This window comes from Acidobacteriota bacterium (genome assembly GCA_026393755.1).
Lineage (GTDB): Bacteria > Acidobacteriota > Vicinamibacteria > Vicinamibacterales > JAKQTR01 > JBAXOX01.
The window spans coordinates 170,622-188,596 of sequence record JAPKZO010000017.1 but is presented as its reverse complement, the minus strand read 5'-3'; the positions used below and the strand labels follow the sequence as shown (position 1 = coordinate 188,596).

Here is a 17,975-nt window from a genome sequence, read left to right as displayed (position 1 = left end):
TCTGTTCGAAGGACTCTGAAGCAGACTCCCGTCTACTTCTTGATCTTCGTCTTGGCTGTAACCACCTTGGCGGTCTTGATGTTCGTGATGGCCTCGTGCTGGCCCTTCGCGTCATCCTTGCAGGTCGCTGTCACCCGGTCGCCGGCCTTGAAGCTCGCCAGTTCCGCGATCGCTTTCCCCTGAACCGGCATCGTCACCGACTTGTCGCCGACTTTCAGCGTGATCGTCTTGGCGGCCGCGTCGCTCGAGACCACCTCGGCGCTGACGGGGTGAGTGGTCGCCTTGACCGTCGTGCTCTTTGTCTTGACAGTGGGTCCCTGAGCGCTTGCCACTGAAGCGGCCAACGCGAGCGCCACGAAAAATACGGGAATCTTCTTCATCGCTGTCTCCTTGTTACGTGTGATTGATAAAGTCCGTGTGAGGGAGTGGATGAGGGCATCCACCGGTTTGCTGCGTCCGCCACGTTCGCTACGTCTCCTGCGTCTCCCGAGTCAAACGCACCAGGCGCGGGGGCTAGCGCCTAGTGGACGGTCGGCAAGCGCCATTCGAGGGCCTCAAGGCCACCCGGGGGCTTTCTCGAATCCGATCGTCAAGTTCCGCCGGTCCCCAACTGCGGAGGAGGTGTGGGGGCTGTTGCAGCCGGGAACCGGCGGTCCCTGACACCAGAGACAGCAACCCTTGTGCCAAGGCCTGGTGACGACCGGAGAGGCACGAAACGGCCAATTCAGGCGCGTTTTAGTGTGGCGGCAGGCGAGGTTCGGCACCGAACGCCGGCATGGGCGCCACACCGGGGCGGGACTGCTACCGCCATCTGAAGACCTCTCCGTCCTCCTGCTGCTTGCTTCGGCCTCACTGCTGGATGCGAGCGACGGCATGACGCTTCCGGGTCGTGATCCTGGCGAATGCCGGAATCCAGCCCCGGCGCCTCGACGCGCCGCTGTGCGGCGTACTGGCTCTTCCGTCTTCTTTGTCCCTGCTGCATAGCTGATCGCCAGAGCTGGTTACGCCCCGGTACCGGGTTAGAATGCCCCGATTTGTCGGGCGCACCTCGTCAACTGGCGCATGAATGGTCTGGCTGGGGGAGAGCGGTATGAAAAGACTGGCTGTGACGTTGGCACTTCTCGTGTGGGTTCTCGTCTTGAATCCGGCCGGGGCCGTTCGCGATCCTCAGGCGGCGGGCGACCGGCGCGCGATGGGCCTCGCGGATATCGTGGCCTGGAAGAACGTGGGCGCGACGGCGATTTCCAACGACGGGCGCTGGCTCGCGTATCGAATGTCGCCCATCGAGGGCGACAGCGATGTGATCGTCCGTGCGACCGATGGCGACAAGGTCTACACGTTCCCGGTGGGTGAATCGCCATCGGCCGCCGGCGGCCCCGCGTCCTCTGGCGGGATCGGCCCGCCTCCGGCCACGCTGCGCTTCTCCGAGGATGCGAAGTGGGTCGCCTTCATGGTGTATCCGACTCGCGCCGAGAGTGCGCGACTCCGGCGGCAGCGGCGCCCGATCCAGGCCAAAGTGCAGTTGCTCGATCTCACCTCCAGCAAGGACCTGACAATCGAGAATGTCCGCCGCTTCGTCTATGCCGGTGAGCGAGGCGGCTGGATTGCCCTGCAGAAGGCGCCGGCGACCGGCGGCGCAGCCGGAGGAGCGGCGGGCGCGGCAGCAGGGGCGCCAAGTGGCGCGCCGGCAGCCGGCGCGGTCGCGGGCGGCGCGAGTGATCGGCCGAAAGGTACCGACCTCATCCTGCACGGGCTTACAACGGGGCTCGATCTCAACATCGGCAACGTCGCCGAGTTCGCCTTCGACAAGAGCGGCCGCTGGCTTGCGCTCATCATTGACGCCCCCGAGAAGGCCGGCAATGGCGTGCAGTTGCGGGACATGGAATCCGGCGTGGTGACGGTGCTCGACAGCGACAAGGCGTCCTACGAACGCCTGGCGTGGACCGAGAAGGGCGACGGCCTCTCCGTCGTGAAGGGCTCCGACGACAAGCGCTACAAAGACAAGGTTTACGCCGCCATCGGGTTCACCGGCTTCGGTGCGGCCGAACCCCGGAAGACGATCTACGACCCGGCCACCGACAAGGGTTTCCCCGAGGGGATGGCGATCAGTCCCGCGCGAGGTGCGACCTGGGCCGAGGACCTGAGCGCCCTGCTATTTGGCATTCACTCGCTCAAGAAGGCCGACGCGAAGCCCGAGGCCAGACCTGTCGACCCTGGCGCCGAGGCGCCAGCACCGTTGGCGGCATCCGGCGCCCAAGACGACGAAAAGGTGGACCTGGTCCTCTGGCACTACAAGGATCCGCGCCTGCAGTCGCAGCAGCAGGTGCAGGAGGAGACGGACAAGAACTTCAGCTTCCTGTCCGTCTACAGGGTCAACGACAAGAAGTTCATCCGCCTCGCTGACGAGACGGTGCGCAGCGTGAACCCCGCGCCGAAGGAGAGGTTCGCGATCGGACTCGACGTCCGCGCGTACGAATTGATGAGCAACCTGGACGGTCGGCGCTATCAGGACGTGTACGTCATCAACATGCAGACAGGCGAGCGGAAGCTGGCGCTCAAGAAGGCCCCGAACATGGGTCAGCCATCGACCGATGGTACGAAGTTCTACTACTACCTCGATGGCAACTACTTCGCGTACGACATGGCGTCTGGGAAATCGGTGAACCTGACGGCGACAGTGCCGACCTCCTTCATCGACACCGAAGACGACCATAACGTCGCCAAGCCGCCGCGGCCTGCCCTCGGCTGGACGAAGGACGCCGACGCCGTGCTTCTGTCGGACGGGTGGGACATTTGGAAGGTGCCCGTGGCGGGTGGCGCCGCGGTCAATCTGACGGTGAACGGCAAGAGGGACGGCATCCGCTACCGCTCAATCCTCCGCCTCGATCCGGACGAGCGTGGCGTCGACTTCTCCGTGCCACGCTACGTGGCGACATTCGGGGAATACACGAAGAAGGGCGGCGTCGCCAGGCTCGATCCGGGCAAGACCGGCGTACAGCTGTTGCTGTGGGACGATGCCAGCTTCAACGTGCAGAAGGCGGGCAAGGCAGACGTCTACTTCTACACCAGGTCCACGTCCAAGGATCCGGCAGATTTCTACGTCACCGACGCCTCGCTCAAGCCCGGCCGGAAGATCACGGCGGTTGACGAACAGGTGAAAGCGTTTGCCTGGTCGAGCGGCTCAATGCTCGTGGACTACACCGTGACACTCGGCAAGGGGCTGCCGCCAAAGAAGCTGCAGGGGTCGCTGTTTCTGCCGGCAAACTACGAGAAGGGCAAGACGTACCCGACGATTGTTTACATCTACGAGAAACTCACGCAAGGTCACAACAGCTTCACGACGCCCACGGCGAACGGCTTCAACAAGTCGGCCTACACGAGCAACGGATACGCGGTGCTTCAGCCAGACATCACCTACAAAGTGAACGACCCTGGTGTGTCGGCCGTGGCGTGCATCACGGCGGCCCTCAAGGCGGCCATCGCGACTGGCGTCGTCGATCCCAGGCATGTCGGGCTACAAGGTCATTCGTGGGGCGGGTACCAGACGGCATTTGCCGTGACCCAGACCGACCTGTTCGCCGCCGCCATCGCCGGAGCGCCGCTGACGAACATGGTCAGCATGTACAGCCTGATCTACAAGAACTCCGGCAGCACGAACCAGCCGATCTTCGAGAGCAGCCAGGGGAGATTCCTTGGCGGCTACTGGGACAACTGGGAGGCGTACGTCCGCAACTCGCCGGTCAACTTCGCGAAGAACGTCAAGACGCCGCTCATCATCCTGCATAACGACAAGGACGGCGCCGTGGATTTCACGCAGGGGGTCGAGTACTACAACACGCTCCGGAGACTCGGAAAGAACGTGATCATGCTGGAGTACGTCGGCGAGAACCACGGCCTGGCGAAGCGGGCGAACCAGCAGGACTACACGATCCGCATGAAGGAGTTCTTCGACCACTACCTGATGGGCAAGCCCGCGCCCAAGTGGATGACCGACGGGGTGCCGAGGCTCGAGATGGAGGACCATCTCAAGGAGCGGGCGGCGTTGAAGAAACCCCCGGTCCCGGAGAAGGCCAAGGAACCGGTCAAGAAGTAGACGGTACTGACTGCAGATCACCGACTGCTGCGTGAGCGGGGACGCGGAGGAACCGTCGTCTCGCTCGTGCTGGGCTGCTAAGATACTTGCGTGGCCCGGATGCTGTTGGCGGATGTTGTGGAGACGCTCGAAGCGAAGGCAGGCCACCTGCCTGGTCTCGACGCCCACCTGAGCATGGCGCCACGGCCTCGCTTCGGCTGGAAGCCGGGTTTCGCGCCGGAGAGCGCGAGACTCGCGGCCGGCCTGATCCTCCTGTTTCCGCTCGACGGTGACGCCACAGTCCTGCTGACCAAGCGCTCGGCGAGTATGCCGCAGCACAGCGGCCAGGTGTCGCTGCCGGGCGGCGCGGTCGATCCCGACGAGACAATTGAGGCCGCGGCGCTCAGAGAGGCCTATGAGGAGGTCGCGCTCGACCCGTCCGCGGTGCGGGTCGTCGGGCGCCTGACCCCGGTGCATATCGCCGTCAGCGGTTTCGTGTTGCATCCGGTCGTCGGCACGATGACGGGACGTCCGGCCGTGCACGTCGCTTCGACGGAAGTTGATCGACTCATCGAGGTACCGGTGGCGGACCTGGTCAATCCCGCCCGCCATCGCCGCACTACGCGCATCAGAGACGGGATCGAGATTGAGATGCCGTTCTTCGATGTCGGTGGCGAGCAGGTGTGGGGCGCGACGGCGATGGTGCTGGCCGAACTGGTCGCGTTGTTGGGAGTGGTGCCTCACCCCTGACGAATATGAAGGGACCGTGGCGAATTGCCGCCCCAGACCGCCGGGCGCTGCGGCTGGCCGTAGGGGCACGGCATGCCGTGCCCTTACGTTGAGATCGAGACCACAGAAGGCCAGACCAGAACGAATCGTGCCAAACTGTGGAAATCTAACCGGTCCCCAATCCTAGGAGTTGAGTCTTGTCACCCACTCGCAAGCCATCTGATCCCACGTTGCTGGATATTATCGAGCACGCCCCGGCCGACCAGGCGGGCGACGGGGACACGGGATGGCCGTCCGCCGGGACGGGATGGCCGCCAATGGGCAACTGGCCTCCGGCCGGTGATCGCCGCTCGTCGGCAGGCGGGCGTGAATCGGTCGTCGCGCTGCACGAGATCGCCCAGGAGAAGTACCTCAACTACGCCCTGTCGGTCATCACGTCTCGCGCGCTGCCCGACGTTCGCGACGGGTTGAAGCCCGTTCAACGGCGCATCCTCTTCACGATGTGGCAGCAGAATCTCACCGCCGACACCAAGTGCCGGAAGTGCGCGAAAGTCGTCGGTGATGTGATGGGGAGCTTCCATCCGCACGGCGATTCGGCCATCTACGACACGCTGGCCCGGATGGCGCAGTCCTTTTCGCTGCGCTACCCGTTGATCGACGGATCGGGCAACTTCGGATCGCTCGATGGTGACGCGCCAGCCGCGATGCGCTACACCGAATGCCGCCTGGCTCGGCTGTCGGACCAGATGCTCGAGGAGATTGATCACGACACGGTGCCGTTCAGGCCCAACTATGACGGGACCAAGACCGAGCCGGTCGTGCTGCCGGCCAGGCTGCCCAACCTGCTGGTCAACGGCGCGACAGGGATTGCCGTCGGGATGGCCACCAGCGTGCCGCCGCACAATCTCGGCGAGGTCTGCACGGCGCTGCTCAGGCTGCTCGACAATCCCGATCTGACCAGCGTCCAGTTGTGCCGGTACGTGAAAGGCCCGGATTTCCCGACTGGCGGCCACGTGCTCAACAGCGCCGAGGAACTCAAGACGATCTACCGGACCGGATCCGGCAGCATCCGCGTGCGGGGCACCTGGGAGTCGGGGCCGACGACGCGCGGAGGCAAGACGCTGTTTGTGACGAGCATCCCGTACATGGTGAACAAGGCGCAGTTGGTCGAGCGCATTGCCGAGGTCGTGCTCAGCCGGAAGTTGCCGCCGCTGGTGGACGTCAAGGACGTGTCGACCGACGATGTGCGGATCCAGTTGGAGTTGAAGAAGGACGCCGACGAGAAGATGGTGATGGCGTACCTGTGCAAGCACACGCCGCTGCAGACCTCGTTCCCGGTCAACCTGACGTGCCTGATCCCGACCGAGAATCCCGAGATCGGCCGCCCCGATCGCCTCGATCTCAAGTCGATCCTGTGGCACTTCCTGCACTTCCGCCTCGATGTGGTGACCAGGCGGCTCGAGCACGAACTGGCGTCGCTCAACCGGCGCATTCACGTGCTCGAGGGCTTCGAGAAGGTGTTCGACGTCCTCGACGAGATCATCCGCATCATCCGGAAGTCGGATGGCAAGGCGGACGCGGCCGGCAAGATCATGGCGCGGTTCGAGCTCGACGCCGAGCAGACCGATGCCATCCTCGAGCTGAAACTCTATCGGCTGGCGCGGCTGGAAATCCTGGCCATCCGGACTGAGCTGGATGAGAAGCGGAAGCGGGCACGACAGATTGGTTCGCTGCTGAAAGACGAAGACAGCCGCTGGAAGCTGGTGCGCGCCGACATCGAGGCGTTGCTGAAGCAGCACGGGTCAGCGAAGGCCGACCCCCGGCGCACATTGATCGAATCGGTGGAGGAGATTGAATACTCGGCCGACGACTTCATCGTCGAAGAAGACAACGTCGTGATCGTCTCGCGCGACGGGTGGGTAAAGCGGCAGAAGGAAGTGAAGGACCTCTCGGCGACCCGCCTGAGAGAAGGGGATGCCGTGATGGCCGTGCTGCCGGGGAGCACGCGTGCGTCGGTGGTGTTCCTGACCAATTTCGGCGTGGCGTACACGGCGCGAATCGTGGACACACCGGCTTCGACCGGGTATGGCGAACCGATTCAGCGGTTGTTCAAGTTCCGGGACGGCGAGAAGGTCGTGGCGGCGTTCAGTCTGGATCCTCGAGTGGCGCCGGATATCGAGCCGCACAAGGAAGGGGAGGTGCCGCCGTGCCACGCCGTCGCCGTCACCAGCGACGGGTACAGCCTTCGATTCGGGCTGGACGGGTTCGTGGAGCCGAGCACCCGGGCCGGGCGCCGGTTTGCTCGCCCGTCGGAGGGCGTCGAGGTGGTCGGGGTGGCGAAGATCGAGGGCTCCGAGACGATCATTGCGGCGACGGCTCAGGCGCGGGCGATGCTCTGCAAGGTGGACGAGATCAACTTCCTCTCGGGGCCGGGCAAGGGCGTCATTCTCATCAAGCTGAATCCGGACGAAGACCGGGTGCTGGGATTCATCGCCTCGACCGGCGATCGCGATCTGCTGACCGTCGAGACGAGCCGGGGCGCCGAGCAGACCATCAGCACGACCAAGTACGAAGTGACCGGCCGCGGGGGCAAGGGCCGGGAACTTCTGCAACGGGGACAGTTCACACGCATCGTGCCCGTGGATCTGGCGGCGCCGGCTGCGCTCGACGGTCCGGGAGAGTGACGGAAGGCAGAAGAGGGGAAAATACACCTCAAGTACGCTAAGATCAATCAATCATCTGTGTGTGGGTGGTCCACCCGAGGCCGGCCGTTGGCTGGCTTCTCTGGCGGCGCCCATTTTTCGACTGCCAGAGTCCCGACGCCTACTGAATGCCGACCTACACCGCCAAAGACATTACCGTTCTGGAAGGCCTCGAGCCGGTCCGGAAACGTCCTGGCATGTACATCGGCGGGGTCGGGTCAACTGGACTCCATCATCTGGTCTGGGAGATCCTCGACAACGCGGTCGACGAGGCCATGAATGGCCACGCCTCGAACATCGCGGTCACGCTGCACGAAGACGGATCGTCGGTCACGATCACAGACGATGGGCGCGGGATTCCGGTCGACAAGCATCCGCAGACGAAGAAGAGCGCGCTCGAAGTGGTCTTTACGACGCTGCACGCGGGCGGCAAGTTCGAGCCGGGCAACTACAAGACCGCCGGCGGCCTGCACGGCGTCGGCGCGAGCGTGGTCTGCGCGCTGTCGAAGGAGCTCGTGGTCACCGTCAGGCGCGACGGCGCGTCGTGGGAGCATCGGTTCAAGCAGGGCATTCCGCAGGGCACGGTCAGGAAGCTCGGCGCGGCCCGCGGGACCGGGACGACGGTCTTCTTCAGACCGGATGCGACGATCTTCCCCAAGGTGGAATTCGATGCCCCGACGATTCGGGAGCGGATCGACGTTGCGAGCTATCTGCACAAGGGCGTCAAGATCGTCTTCGAGGATCAGGTGGCCGGATCGAAGGAGACCTTCGAGCACAGCGATGGTCTCGAGGCGTACCTGAGAGCGATCATCGCGGCGGGGTCCTTGCGCCCGGTCCACGAAGCCCCGTTTGTGCTGAATCGCGACAACGGGCTCAGGCTGGATCTCGCTCTTCAGTGGACCGAATCGACCGACGAAGTCATCCGCAGCTACGTCAACGGCATCCCGACCGGATCGGGAGGCACGCACGAGAACGGGCTTCGCGCGGGACTGACCAAGGCGGTGCGCAACTTCATCGAGACGCACAACCTCACGCCAAAGGGCGTAACGCTCACCGCCGACGACATCCGCGAAGGCCTGGTCGGCGTCCTCAGTATCTTCATCGAAGAGCCCCAGTTCCAGGGGCAGACCAAGGATCGGCTGAACAACCTGGAGCTCCTCTCCGCGGTGGATTCGGCCGTCAGGCCCCCGCTCGAGCACTGGCTCAATCACAACATCAGCGTGGCCGAGGCGATCGTCGGCCGGATCATCCTGGCGGCCCGCGCGCGCGAGGCGAGCCGCGCCGCGCAGCAGGCCATCACGCGCAAGAGCGCGACGTCGAGCCGGCTCAATCTTCCGGGCAAGCTCAGCGACTGCTCATCGTCTAATCGCGACGATTCCGAATTGTTCATCGTGGAAGGCGATTCGGCCGGCGGATCCGCCAAGCAGGGCAGGGACCGCTCGAAGCAGGCGATCCTGCCGCTTCGCGGCAAGGTGCTCAACGTCGAGAGCGCGTCGGTCGCGAAGGTGCTCGAGAACAAGGAACTGTCAGACCTGGTGACCGCGCTCGGGTGCGGGATCGGCAAGAACTTCGACATCACCAGGCTTCGGTACGGCCGCGTCATCATCCTGGCCGACGCCGATTCGGACGGCAACCATATCGCGACGCTGCTGCTCACCTTCATCTACCGGCACATGTCGCCGCTGATGACGGCCGGCCGCGTCTACCTGGCGCAGCCGCCGCTGTACCGCATCGACATCGGCAAGGAGACGCACTGGGCGCTCGATGACGGCCAGAAGAGCGCTATCCTGAAACAGCACGCCAAAGGGCGCGGCACGCCGGAAATCACGCGTTTCAAGGGCCTTGGCGAGATGATGCCGAAAGTCCTGTGGGAAACCACATTGAACCCGAAGACCCGCCGGCTCCTCCGTGTGGAGGTGGCCGACCAGATTGTCACCGATCGCGTCATCAACGAGCTGATGGGCAAGGAACCCGCGGCGCGCTACCGCTTCATCATGGAGCGTGCCGAGGATGCCCGCGAGCTGGACGTCTAAGAGAAGGAGCGAGGCATGGCCTCTGAAGAACGTTCGCTGAAGATTGCAGTACTGATTGACTTCGACAATATCGAGATTGGCGTCAAGACGACGTTGAACCGGGAGTTCGACGTGGGCGCGGTGCTCGATGCCGTCAAGGAGCGGGGCGAGGTCGTCACCAAGGTCGCCTACGGCGACTGGAAGCGCGTCGGGGATTACAGCCGGCTGCTGACGCAGCACGCCGTGCGGATGGTGCAGCGCAACATGACGCCCGGCGGCGACAAGAACGGCGCCGACATCAACCTGGCGCTCGATGCGCTAGAGATGGCGTTTACGCATGCGCACATCAACGCGTTTGTGATTGTGGGCGGCGACAGCGACTTCATCAGCCTGGTCGAGAAGTTGAAGCAGTACGACCGCAAGGTGTTTGTCGTCGGCGGGCGCCAGTTCACCGCGATGGTGCTCCAGAAGAACTGCACCGAGTTCATTGCGTACGAGAACCTGATTCGTCAGCCCAGCCGCCGGGCGGCGGGCGTCAGCCAGAATCGCGACCGCCAGGCTGCCGCGCAGCCCTCGTCCTCCCATCTGCAGGCCGCACCGGTGGCCAAGGCGTTTCCGCTGGTCACGCGCGCCTTGCAGTTGCTCACCGACCGCGAAGTGACGCCGCAGCTGGGCCTGCTCAAGAGCACGCTGCTGCAGCTCGACTCGACGTTCTCCGAGCGCGATTACGGCACCTCGAGTTTCCGGGATTTCGCTGACAAGCTGGCCGAGGCGGGTTTGGTGACGCTCAAGAGCGCTGGCCGCAGCGTGCTCGTTGAGCTGCGGGAGTCCGACGGCGCTGCGGGGGCGGAGATGACCGAATCCGCGCCGGCCGAACCAGAAGCGGCCCAGGCCGGGACCGTCGCGGTCGACACGGAAGCGCCGCCGGTCGCCGCGCCGGAGACACCGCAACCGCAGACCTCGATCATCGATGGCATTCAGCTGCTGCACCGCGTGCTGCAGACGCCGGGTGCGATTCCGCGGTGGCCGATGTACATCCGGAACGTCAAGCAGGCGATGCGCGCGGTCGACCCGAACTTCGACGAGCGGCGCCACGGCAACCTCGTCGAGATTCTGCGGGCGGTCCAGCGCGACGGCGTCGTCAGGATGGAACGGGATCGGCAAGGCGTCCTGCGGGTCTTCCAGGGACCGCAATTGCGGCCGGTGCAGGCGCCGCCAGGGTCGGGCGATATGACGGACGTGCAGGCCGCAACGATGGCTGGCGGCGGCGTCACGGGAGACCCGAACAGTCGATCCGTGGTCGACGGCGACGCGCCGGCGGCCCTTGCCGCCGACTCAGTCCGAGCCCCGGCACTCGAGACGACCGCCCCGAGCGAAGATGAGGGACAGATGTCGGATGTGGCCGTCCAGGCCGCAGCCCCAGAATCGGCCGGCGCGAAGCCGCGGCGCCGCCGAAAGTCGGATGCGGCCGCCCCCAAGGACAAGACCACCGCGCCCCGCAAGCCGCGGACGCGCACTGCCACACCCCGTAAGCGAAAGGAACCGGCTACCGAATGACACGCTCGCATTTCCGTCCCATTGCTCTTCTGACCTGCGCGGCCGCCCTCGTCGCGGTAACCGCCATGCCCGCGTCGGCGCGGAAGCAGGCTTCCCAGAATCCGCCGGTGACGACCCGGCCGCTTCCGCCCCCCGCTCCGCCAGATGTGGCGGCACCGCCGGCCGACGCCGAGAAGACCGCGTCGGGCCTCGCGACCAAGGTGGTGACACCGGGCACCGGCACCGCGAAACCGCGCCTCACCGAGCAGGTCACCATCAACTACACCGGATGGACCACCAACGGAGCGCCGTTTGACAGCTCCGTCGTGCGCGGCAAGCCCAGCATGTTTCCCGTGAATCGAGTGATCCCGGGATTCTCGGAAGGTCTCCAGCTGATGGTGGTTGGAGAGAAGCGCCGGATGTGGATTCCTGAAGCGCTGGCCTACAAGGGGGCCGAGGGCAAGCCGAAGGGTCTGCTCGTCTTTGACGTCGAACTGCTCGCCATCACAGAGCCGCCGCCCCCGCCGGCAGTGCCGACGGTGCCAGCCGACGTCGCGGCTCCGCCCGCAGACGCGAAGAAGACGGGCTCCGGCCTGGCGTGGAAGGAACTCAAGCCAGGCACCGGCACGACCCACCCGAAGTCCTATCAGACCGTCACTGTGCACTACTCTGGATGGACAACCGACGGCAAACTGTTCGACAGCTCAGTGTCGCGCGGCCAGGCCATTGCGTTCCCGCTCGATCAGGTGATTCCCGGCTGGACCGAGGGCGTACAGTTGATGGTCGAGGGCCAGAAGTGCCGATTCTGGATTCCCGAAGACCTGGCCTATAAGGGCCAGGCCGGGATGCCGAAGGGCATGCTGGTGTTCGACGTCGAGCTGATCAAGATTGGCAAGTAGATCGACGGCCATCGACCGCATGTGATGTGGGGTCAGATCTCAAACACGACATCTTCAGGCTTCGCCAAGCCCCGGATGTTGCGAGGTGGATCTGGCCCCACCTCTTTTCCCGCCCATCCGATTCACGCCGTGGCGCGCGGCGCAGGCTGCGCCAGCGCGTCGTTGACGTTCCGCAGGTCAAGCCACCACTGATTCTTCGGCCGCCGGTTCGGCGCGTCGATCATACGCGTGTAGTCCTCGAACGAGTGGAATTCGACCTGGCCCTCGATCGACCCGACAAACGACGCCGCGTGGCCAGATCGTTCGATTTCGCGGATCAGGAACTCGACCGCCAGGCGTGCGAGCCTGGTCGCCTGGATGCGATCAAACGGGGAGGGATCTCCGCCCTGCTGGAGGTGGCCGAGGATGCTCTGGCGCACGTCGAACAGATGGCCGCCCTCCTGCTCGAACAGCTTGCCCATGAATACGGTGTCGTAGACGGTGTTGGCGTCTTCATTGCGGATCATAAGCCCGAGCCGTTTCCCCTGGGTGAACCCCGCGATCAGCATGCGGACGTCGGTCTCGAGGGTCTGGAGCGTCACCCCCTCTTCGTGCAGGTACACGCGTTCGGCACCGGTAGCCAGTCCGCCCATCAGCGCGAGATAACCGCATCGTTTGCCCATCACTTCGACGACGAAGCACCGGCGTTCGGCCACCGCCGACTGCTTGATCTTGTCGACCGCGCCGACGATGTTGTTGAGCGCCGTGTCGGCGCCGATGCTCAACTCGGTGCCAGGCAGGTTGTTGTCGATGGTGGCCGGCAGGCAGACGATGGGGAGATTGAACGCCGGAAAGTTGGGCCGCTCTTCGAAGAGGCGGTGCACCGATTCATAGGCTTCCCAGCCGCCGACGACCAGCAGGGCCTCGAGGCCGTGCTCGTCAATGGCGCGGGCGATGGCGTACAAATCGGATCCGGCCGGCACGACTCGGCCGGTCCCAAGTTCCGCGCCGCCCATACCCGCCCATCCGTTGACGCTCATCCAGTTCATGTCGTGGATGTCGCCCGCCGCCAGTCCCGCGAAACCGCGTCGGATGCCGAAGACCCGATGGCCTTGATCCAGCGTGAGCCGGACAGCGGCGCGCACGGCGGTATTCATGCCCGGCGCCGGCGCCCCCGCGTGCATCACGCCGACCCTGAACCGGCGCTGGCCTTCCTGCACGGGATGGGGGAGGGCCCGCAGCAGCGTGTTCAGAGTCGCCACCGAATCGTTGAAGCTCCGTCCCCGGAGAGCCAGGGCGCTCTCGAATTGCCGCGCCGCCAGCTTCTCGTTGACGTCGCGCGTCTGCGCGACGCACTCGGCGAGCGGAATCCGAACGACGCGATTACCCCGGATGCCGATCACCTGGGATTGCGCCTCGGCATGCCCGCCGAGCAGCGTCTCAATGGCGGCGTGCCCCATCCGGGTCCCGAGGTTCCGGTCGAACGCGCTCGGCGATCCTCCACGCTGCACGTGGCCGAGGACCGTCACCCGCACGGCTTCCCCCAGGCCCTTCTCCAGCAGGCCGAGCAGACGGGCGCTCGTGATGATCTCACCGTCGTGATCCGTAGCGCCTTCGGCGAGCACCACAATGGCATCGCGCCGGCCCGCCTCGCGACCGGCCTTGATGCCGGCGACAAGCCGTTCGCTCCAGTCGTCCGACGTCGGCGGACATTCTGGAATCAGCGCGGCATCGGCGCCCGTGGCAATCGTGCCCATCAGCGCCAGGTATCCGCAGTGCCGGCCCATGACCTCCACAATGAACGTCCGCTGATGGCTCGAGGCGGTACTGCAGATGGCGTCGATCGCCTCGGTGATCCGATGCAGCGCCGTGTCGGCGCCAATGGTCATGTCGGTGCCGATAAAGTCGTTGTCGATCGAACCCACCAGGCCGACGATGGTGAGCTGACCGCACGGTGAGGGGAAGTCGGCGGCGAGCGGATGTTCACCGCTGATGGCACTGATGTGATCGGGCCATTCGCGCCGAAACACGTCCGCTCCGGTCAGACTGCCGTCCCCGCCGATCACAATGAGGCTGTCGATGCCGGCGGCCACCAGGTTGCGCGCGGCCTTGAGCCGGCCGTCCTTCGAGCGGAACCGTTCCGAGCGGGCCGATCCGATGATCGTGCCGCCACGGTGGATGATGCCGCCAACCGAGTTCCACGACAGCGGCCGGATCTTGTCTCCGCCCTCGATCAGGCCGCGGAAGCCCTCGTAGATGCCCCAGACCTCCAGGCCGCGGTCAAGGCCGGTGCGCACGATGGCCCTCACGGCCGCGTTCATGCCGGAGGCATCGCCGCCGCTGGTCAGCACGCCGACTCGCTTCACCGCCACAGTTGCACTCCTCGCGAATGTCGAGTCAATCGAACCGATGCCACGACCCGGTCCTGCGGCCGAACATCCGGCCGCGAATACAGGTCCTGAAACGGTCCCCGGTCACCCCGCAACGATAACACGGGCCGCGATTCGCCAGAGTCCGGGCCGGGGCGCCACCTCCCGCTCTGCAGGGTCAGCGGGCGCAGGCGACGCAGCACGGGACAAATCGTGCCGAATCGGCCCATAATCTGCACTGCCATGTCACCTGATCAGGTCGATGCGGTGTCGCCGCTGGCGGAGGAGCTCTACCAGGAACTTCGCCGCCTGGCTCACGGCTACCTGCGTCGCGAGCGCGCCAGAAGCGTGCAGGCCACTGAACTGGTCCACGAGGCCTATCTCCGGCTTCTGAAGGACAAGCGTCCCCAGTGGCAGAATCGCACGCATTTTCTGGCCATCGCCGCAATCTCGATGCGGCGGCTGCTCGTCGAACGCGCGCGTGCGCGTTCGGCCGCCAAGCGTGGTGGCCATCAGGTTCAGGTCACGCTCGAAGACGGCCTGTTGAGCACTGACGCGCAGTCGCTCGATCTGGTGGCCCTCGATCGTGCGCTCGTGGATCTCGCCCGCCTGGACCCGCATCACGCCCGCGTCGTTGAGCTCCGCTTCTTCGGAGGGCTGACCGTTGAAGAGACCGCCGAGGCCCTCCACCTGTCGCCGGCGACCGTCAAGCGCCACTGGACGATTGCAAAGGCCTGGCTCATGCGCGAGCTGCGGACCGGGAGAGATGCGTGACGGAGATGCAACCCGATCGCTGGGCCGACGCCAACAGGCTGTTTCACGCGGCGCTCGATCGGCCGTCCGAAGACCGCGACGCGTTTCTCGACGAGGCGTGTGCCGAAGATGCGGCCCTGCGTGACGAGGTGGCGACGCTGCTGGTCTTTCATGATCGGGCGGATGCGTTTCTCGACGCGGCGGCAATCGACCAGGCGGTCGAAGGACAGCAGGTCGGGCCGTATCGCCTGGTCCGTGAAGTGGGACGGGGCGGGATGGGCGTCGTCTATCTGGCCGAGGATACGCGGCTCGGCCGTATGGTCGCGCTCAAAGCGCTGCCTGCCGCGTGGGCCGGCGACCCCGCGCGCCGTGAGCGGCTTCGGCACGAAGCGCGTGCAGCGGCGATGCTGTCGCATCCGGGCGTCGCCACCATCTATGCGCTCGAAGAGATCGACGGCCGTCTCCACCTCGTTTCCGAGTTTGTTCGAGGCGAAACTCTGCGCGAGGAACTGCTGCATGGGCCGGTGCCGCTTCCCGTGGTGATCGAGACCGGCCTCGGGCTTGCCGAGGCTCTCGCCGCCGCCCACGACCGTGGGGTCGTGCATCGCGACCTGAAACCGGAGAATGTGCTGCGGGCCACCGATGGGCGGGTGAAGATTGTCGATTTCGGCGTCGCGGGTCTGGGTCCGTCGCCCGACGGCAGGCCCGCCTCCGGCACACCAGCCTACATGTCTCCGGAACAACGTCGCGGCGAGCGCGTGGACTATCGATCGGATCTGTACGCGCTCGGCATCGTGCTTCACGAGTTGGCGTGCGGCGTGCACCCCTTCGCCGCGTCTGAGGAGCGGGTGCCGCTGGACATCCCCGGGCCGCACGCGGCCGCCCTTGATGCCGTTATCGCGCGGTGCCTGGCTGAGAATCCGGCGGATCGGTACCAAGTCACCGACGACATCGTGGCTGATCTGACCGCCGCCTCCCCCCGTCCGGGACTTGGGGCGGCGCACGCGATTCCGGCCGCGGCCGCGCCATCGGCAGGCGTCTCGACCGCGTTGTGGTGGTGGCAGTTCCACCAGATCTTCATCACCGCTGGATACGGCGTTCTCTTGTACTTCCTCTGGCTGACTCGCCCGTGGTCGACAAGCCCGATGGGGCAGTCGCTGATCTTCGTGGCCGTCGTTGGCGCGCTCGGCGCCGGTATCCTGCGTGTGCACCTCTGGTTCACATTGCGGTCCTTTCCGGATGACTGGTTCGGCCAGCGGCAACGCGCCGGGATGTGGATTCGCCTGGCCGATGCCGCGCTCGGAGTGACGGCCCTGGCTGCCGGCGTGATGTATGGCGCTGAACATCCGAGGGCAGGAGCCCTCTTTGTCGGATCCGCCGTGGCGATTCTCGTGGCGTTTGCGATCATCGAGCCGGCGACGACCCGCGCGGCCGCCCGGCAGTTTGAGCCCCCGGCCCGCTAGAAGTCGCTCCGGGCGGCCTGTGCGCCGAAACGATTGCGTAACCCAACGAGCGTCCGCTCCATCGATTCTTTCGCCAGCTTGTTCACCAGCGGATCCACGACGGGCCCCACCAGCATCGGGACGGGCCGGCTGAGCGTGAGCGATTCGCATTCCACGAGCACACCCCGCTCGACCTGCTCGTAGCGCCAGTACGCGTTCCATCGCCACAGCAGGCCCCGATCCTCATCCGGCCGCTTCTCCCGCTCATGTGGCGTGCCGGCTTTGTCCACCTCCACGATCTTCGTGGCCACACTGCGGCTGGAGGCACGTGTCGCGCTGTGCCTCTGGAATGTCGCCTCGTGTTCGGTGTCGAAGACCGCCGAGAGCACCAACGACCGGTGCACGCGGATTGAGACCTTGAGCCACCCTGGGCGCTGGCCGAGCACCGCCGACGCCAGGACGTCTTCCTGGCGTGTGTCTGCCGGTTCACGTTCCAGGTGCGACAGCATCTCGTCCAGGCGCGCGCCGGGAATCAGGATCAGGCCGCGCCAGTGATTCACGGTGGCACCGGGCACGTCCAGGTCGCCGCCCGGCCTCGTCATCCGTACCCGCTCGATGAACACCTGGCCTCGGTCGACATCCACGCGGCCCGCAAGCGACTGGCCGCGGTCGCGCGCCACGCGCGCCTCGGTTGCGGTGACATAGGTTTGCCATCCCGCCTCCGTGCGGCTGCTCAGTACCTGCCATCCCGTCCCCGTGCGGCTGCTCTGCGCCTGTCCGCCAGACGCGACCACGGACGCGAGACCCATCCAGAGTGCCAATCGGACGTAGACGCGCATATCTCATCATGCGCCATCCGAGGCCAAATCGGCTCACCGGCCGACGTGGTGAGCCCGGGCGGGTGTGGTTGACGCATTTTCATTCAGGAGGGTTCGATTCATGGACACGACATTGCAGTTCCAGGATGCCGCGCGGGTCGTCGGCGGTGTCACCGCAGGCGTCGAGAAGCGGACGTTGTTGTGGCTGGCCCCTCGCATGCCCCGATGGGTCAGCTCTGACCATCTCACCGGACTCGCCCTGGTCGCGATGGGGCTGGCCGGATGCTCGTACTGGCTGGCGGGATCGAATCCATCGGCACTCTGGCTGGTAAACCTGTGCCTCGCCGTGAACTGGTTCGGCGACAGTCTGGATGGCACGCTTGCGCGTGTGCGGCAACAGCAGCGCCCGCGCTACGGCTTCTATGTGGATCATGTGGTCGATTCCGCCGGTGCGGTGATGTTGATGGGCGGGATGGCTCTCTCCGGCTACATGAGCCCCCTTGTCGCGTTGGGGGTGACCGTCGCGTACTTTCTGTTGAACATCGAGGTCTACCTGGCGACCTATTGTCTGGGCACGTTCCGGCTGAGTTACTTCAAGCTCGGCCCCACGGAGCTGCGGCTGCTGCTGGCGCTCGGCAACGCCGCCGTGGTGCTGTTCCATCCG

Annotated in this window: 12 protein-coding genes; 9 read left to right on the top strand and 3 right to left on the bottom strand. The window is 65.4% G+C overall.

Going from position 1 to position 17,975, the window contains the following annotated elements; translation table 11 throughout:
- Positions 1 to 32 precede the first annotated feature (32 nt).
- Complete coding sequence (locus tag NTV05_06365; GenBank protein ID MCX6544024.1) at positions 33 to 380, bottom strand: hypothetical protein; 348 nt, start codon at positions 378 to 380, stop codon at positions 33 to 35.
- A 710-nt stretch (positions 381 to 1,090) separates the two neighbouring features.
- Here NTV05_06365 and NTV05_06360 point away from each other — a divergent pair.
- The 6 genes from NTV05_06360 to NTV05_06335 all read left to right on the top strand — a co-directional run bounded on the left by NTV05_06360 (position 1,091) and on the right by NTV05_06335 (position 11,950).
- Positions 1,091 to 4,093 (top strand): prolyl oligopeptidase family serine peptidase, encoded by a 3,003-nt coding sequence (locus tag NTV05_06360; GenBank protein MCX6544023.1) that lies wholly within the window; start codon positions 1,091 to 1,093, stop codon positions 4,091 to 4,093.
- A 99-nt stretch (positions 4,094 to 4,192) separates the two neighbouring features.
- Complete coding sequence (locus NTV05_06355; GenBank protein MCX6544022.1) at positions 4,193 to 4,822, top strand: CoA pyrophosphatase; 630 nt, start codon at positions 4,193 to 4,195, stop codon at positions 4,820 to 4,822.
- 296 nt (positions 4,823 to 5,118) lie between these two features.
- Entirely contained in the window at positions 5,119 to 7,485 is a 2,367-nt protein-coding gene (locus NTV05_06350; GenBank protein ID MCX6544021.1) for a DNA topoisomerase IV subunit A, read from the top strand.
- 146 nt (positions 7,486 to 7,631) lie between these two features.
- Entirely contained in the window at positions 7,632 to 9,536 is a 1,905-nt protein-coding gene (locus tag NTV05_06345) for a DNA topoisomerase IV subunit B (protein MCX6544020.1), read from the top strand.
- 15 nt (positions 9,537 to 9,551) lie between these two features.
- Positions 9,552 to 11,072 carry an NYN domain-containing protein gene (locus NTV05_06340; protein MCX6544019.1) on the top strand — a complete coding sequence of 507 codons (1,521 nt, stop codon included), beginning with the start codon at positions 9,552 to 9,554 and terminating at the stop codon, positions 11,070 to 11,072.
- Complete coding sequence (locus tag NTV05_06335; GenBank protein MCX6544018.1) at positions 11,069 to 11,950, top strand: FKBP-type peptidyl-prolyl cis-trans isomerase; 882 nt, start codon at positions 11,069 to 11,071, stop codon at positions 11,948 to 11,950. The genes NTV05_06340 and NTV05_06335 overlap by 4 nt, the downstream gene beginning before the upstream one ends.
- A 122-nt stretch (positions 11,951 to 12,072) precedes the next feature.
- Here the strand turns inward: NTV05_06335 and NTV05_06330 are convergent, their stop codons facing one another.
- Positions 12,073 to 14,301, bottom strand: a complete 2,229-nt coding sequence (locus NTV05_06330; GenBank protein ID MCX6544017.1) for a 6-phosphofructokinase — start codon at positions 14,299 to 14,301, stop codon at positions 12,073 to 12,075.
- 240 nt (positions 14,302 to 14,541) lie between these two features.
- On the opposite strand from NTV05_06330, the gene NTV05_06325 reads away from it, so the two are divergent.
- A complete protein-coding gene (locus tag NTV05_06325) occupies positions 14,542 to 15,072 on the top strand; it encodes an ECF-type sigma factor (protein ID MCX6544016.1) in 531 nt (176 codons plus the stop codon).
- A 5-nt stretch (positions 15,073 to 15,077) separates the two neighbouring features.
- Positions 15,078 to 16,514, top strand: a complete 1,437-nt coding sequence (locus NTV05_06320; protein ID MCX6544015.1) for a serine/threonine-protein kinase — start codon at positions 15,078 to 15,080, stop codon at positions 16,512 to 16,514.
- Here NTV05_06320 and NTV05_06315 read toward each other — a convergent pair.
- Positions 16,511 to 17,332, bottom strand: a complete 822-nt coding sequence (locus NTV05_06315) for a hypothetical protein (protein ID MCX6544014.1) — start codon at positions 17,330 to 17,332, stop codon at positions 16,511 to 16,513. The genes NTV05_06320 and NTV05_06315 overlap by 4 nt on opposite strands.
- Positions 17,333 to 17,432: 100 nt before the next feature.
- Here NTV05_06315 and NTV05_06310 point away from each other — a divergent pair.
- The coding region (locus NTV05_06310; GenBank protein ID MCX6544013.1) for a CDP-alcohol phosphatidyltransferase family protein at positions 17,433 to 17,975 on the top strand (543 nt) is incomplete at its 3' end.

Bases quoted from the DNA above. Each gene is read 5' to 3' on its own strand.
- NTV05_06365 (MCX6544024.1), bottom strand. From the start codon at position 380: ATGAAGAAGATTCCCGTATTTTTCGTGGCGCTCGCGTTGGCCGCTTCA.
- NTV05_06320 (MCX6544015.1), top strand. From the start codon at position 15,078: ATGCAACCCGATCGCTGGGCCGACGCCAACAGGCTGTTTCACGCGGCG.
- NTV05_06345 (MCX6544020.1), top strand. From the start codon at position 7,632: ATGCCGACCTACACCGCCAAAGACATTACCGTTCTGGAAGGCCTCGAG.
- NTV05_06315 (MCX6544014.1), bottom strand. From the start codon at position 17,332: ATGCGCGTCTACGTCCGATTGGCACTCTGGATGGGTCTCGCGTCCGTG.
- NTV05_06335 (MCX6544018.1), top strand. From the start codon at position 11,069: ATGACACGCTCGCATTTCCGTCCCATTGCTCTTCTGACCTGCGCGGCC.
- NTV05_06325 (MCX6544016.1), top strand. From the start codon at position 14,542: ATGTCACCTGATCAGGTCGATGCGGTGTCGCCGCTGGCGGAGGAGCTC.
- NTV05_06360 (MCX6544023.1), top strand. From the start codon at position 1,091: ATGAAAAGACTGGCTGTGACGTTGGCACTTCTCGTGTGGGTTCTCGTC.
- NTV05_06355 (MCX6544022.1), top strand. From the start codon at position 4,193: ATGCTGTTGGCGGATGTTGTGGAGACGCTCGAAGCGAAGGCAGGCCAC.
- NTV05_06340 (MCX6544019.1), top strand. From the start codon at position 9,552: ATGGCCTCTGAAGAACGTTCGCTGAAGATTGCAGTACTGATTGACTTC.
- NTV05_06350 (MCX6544021.1), top strand. From the start codon at position 5,119: ATGGGCAACTGGCCTCCGGCCGGTGATCGCCGCTCGTCGGCAGGCGGG.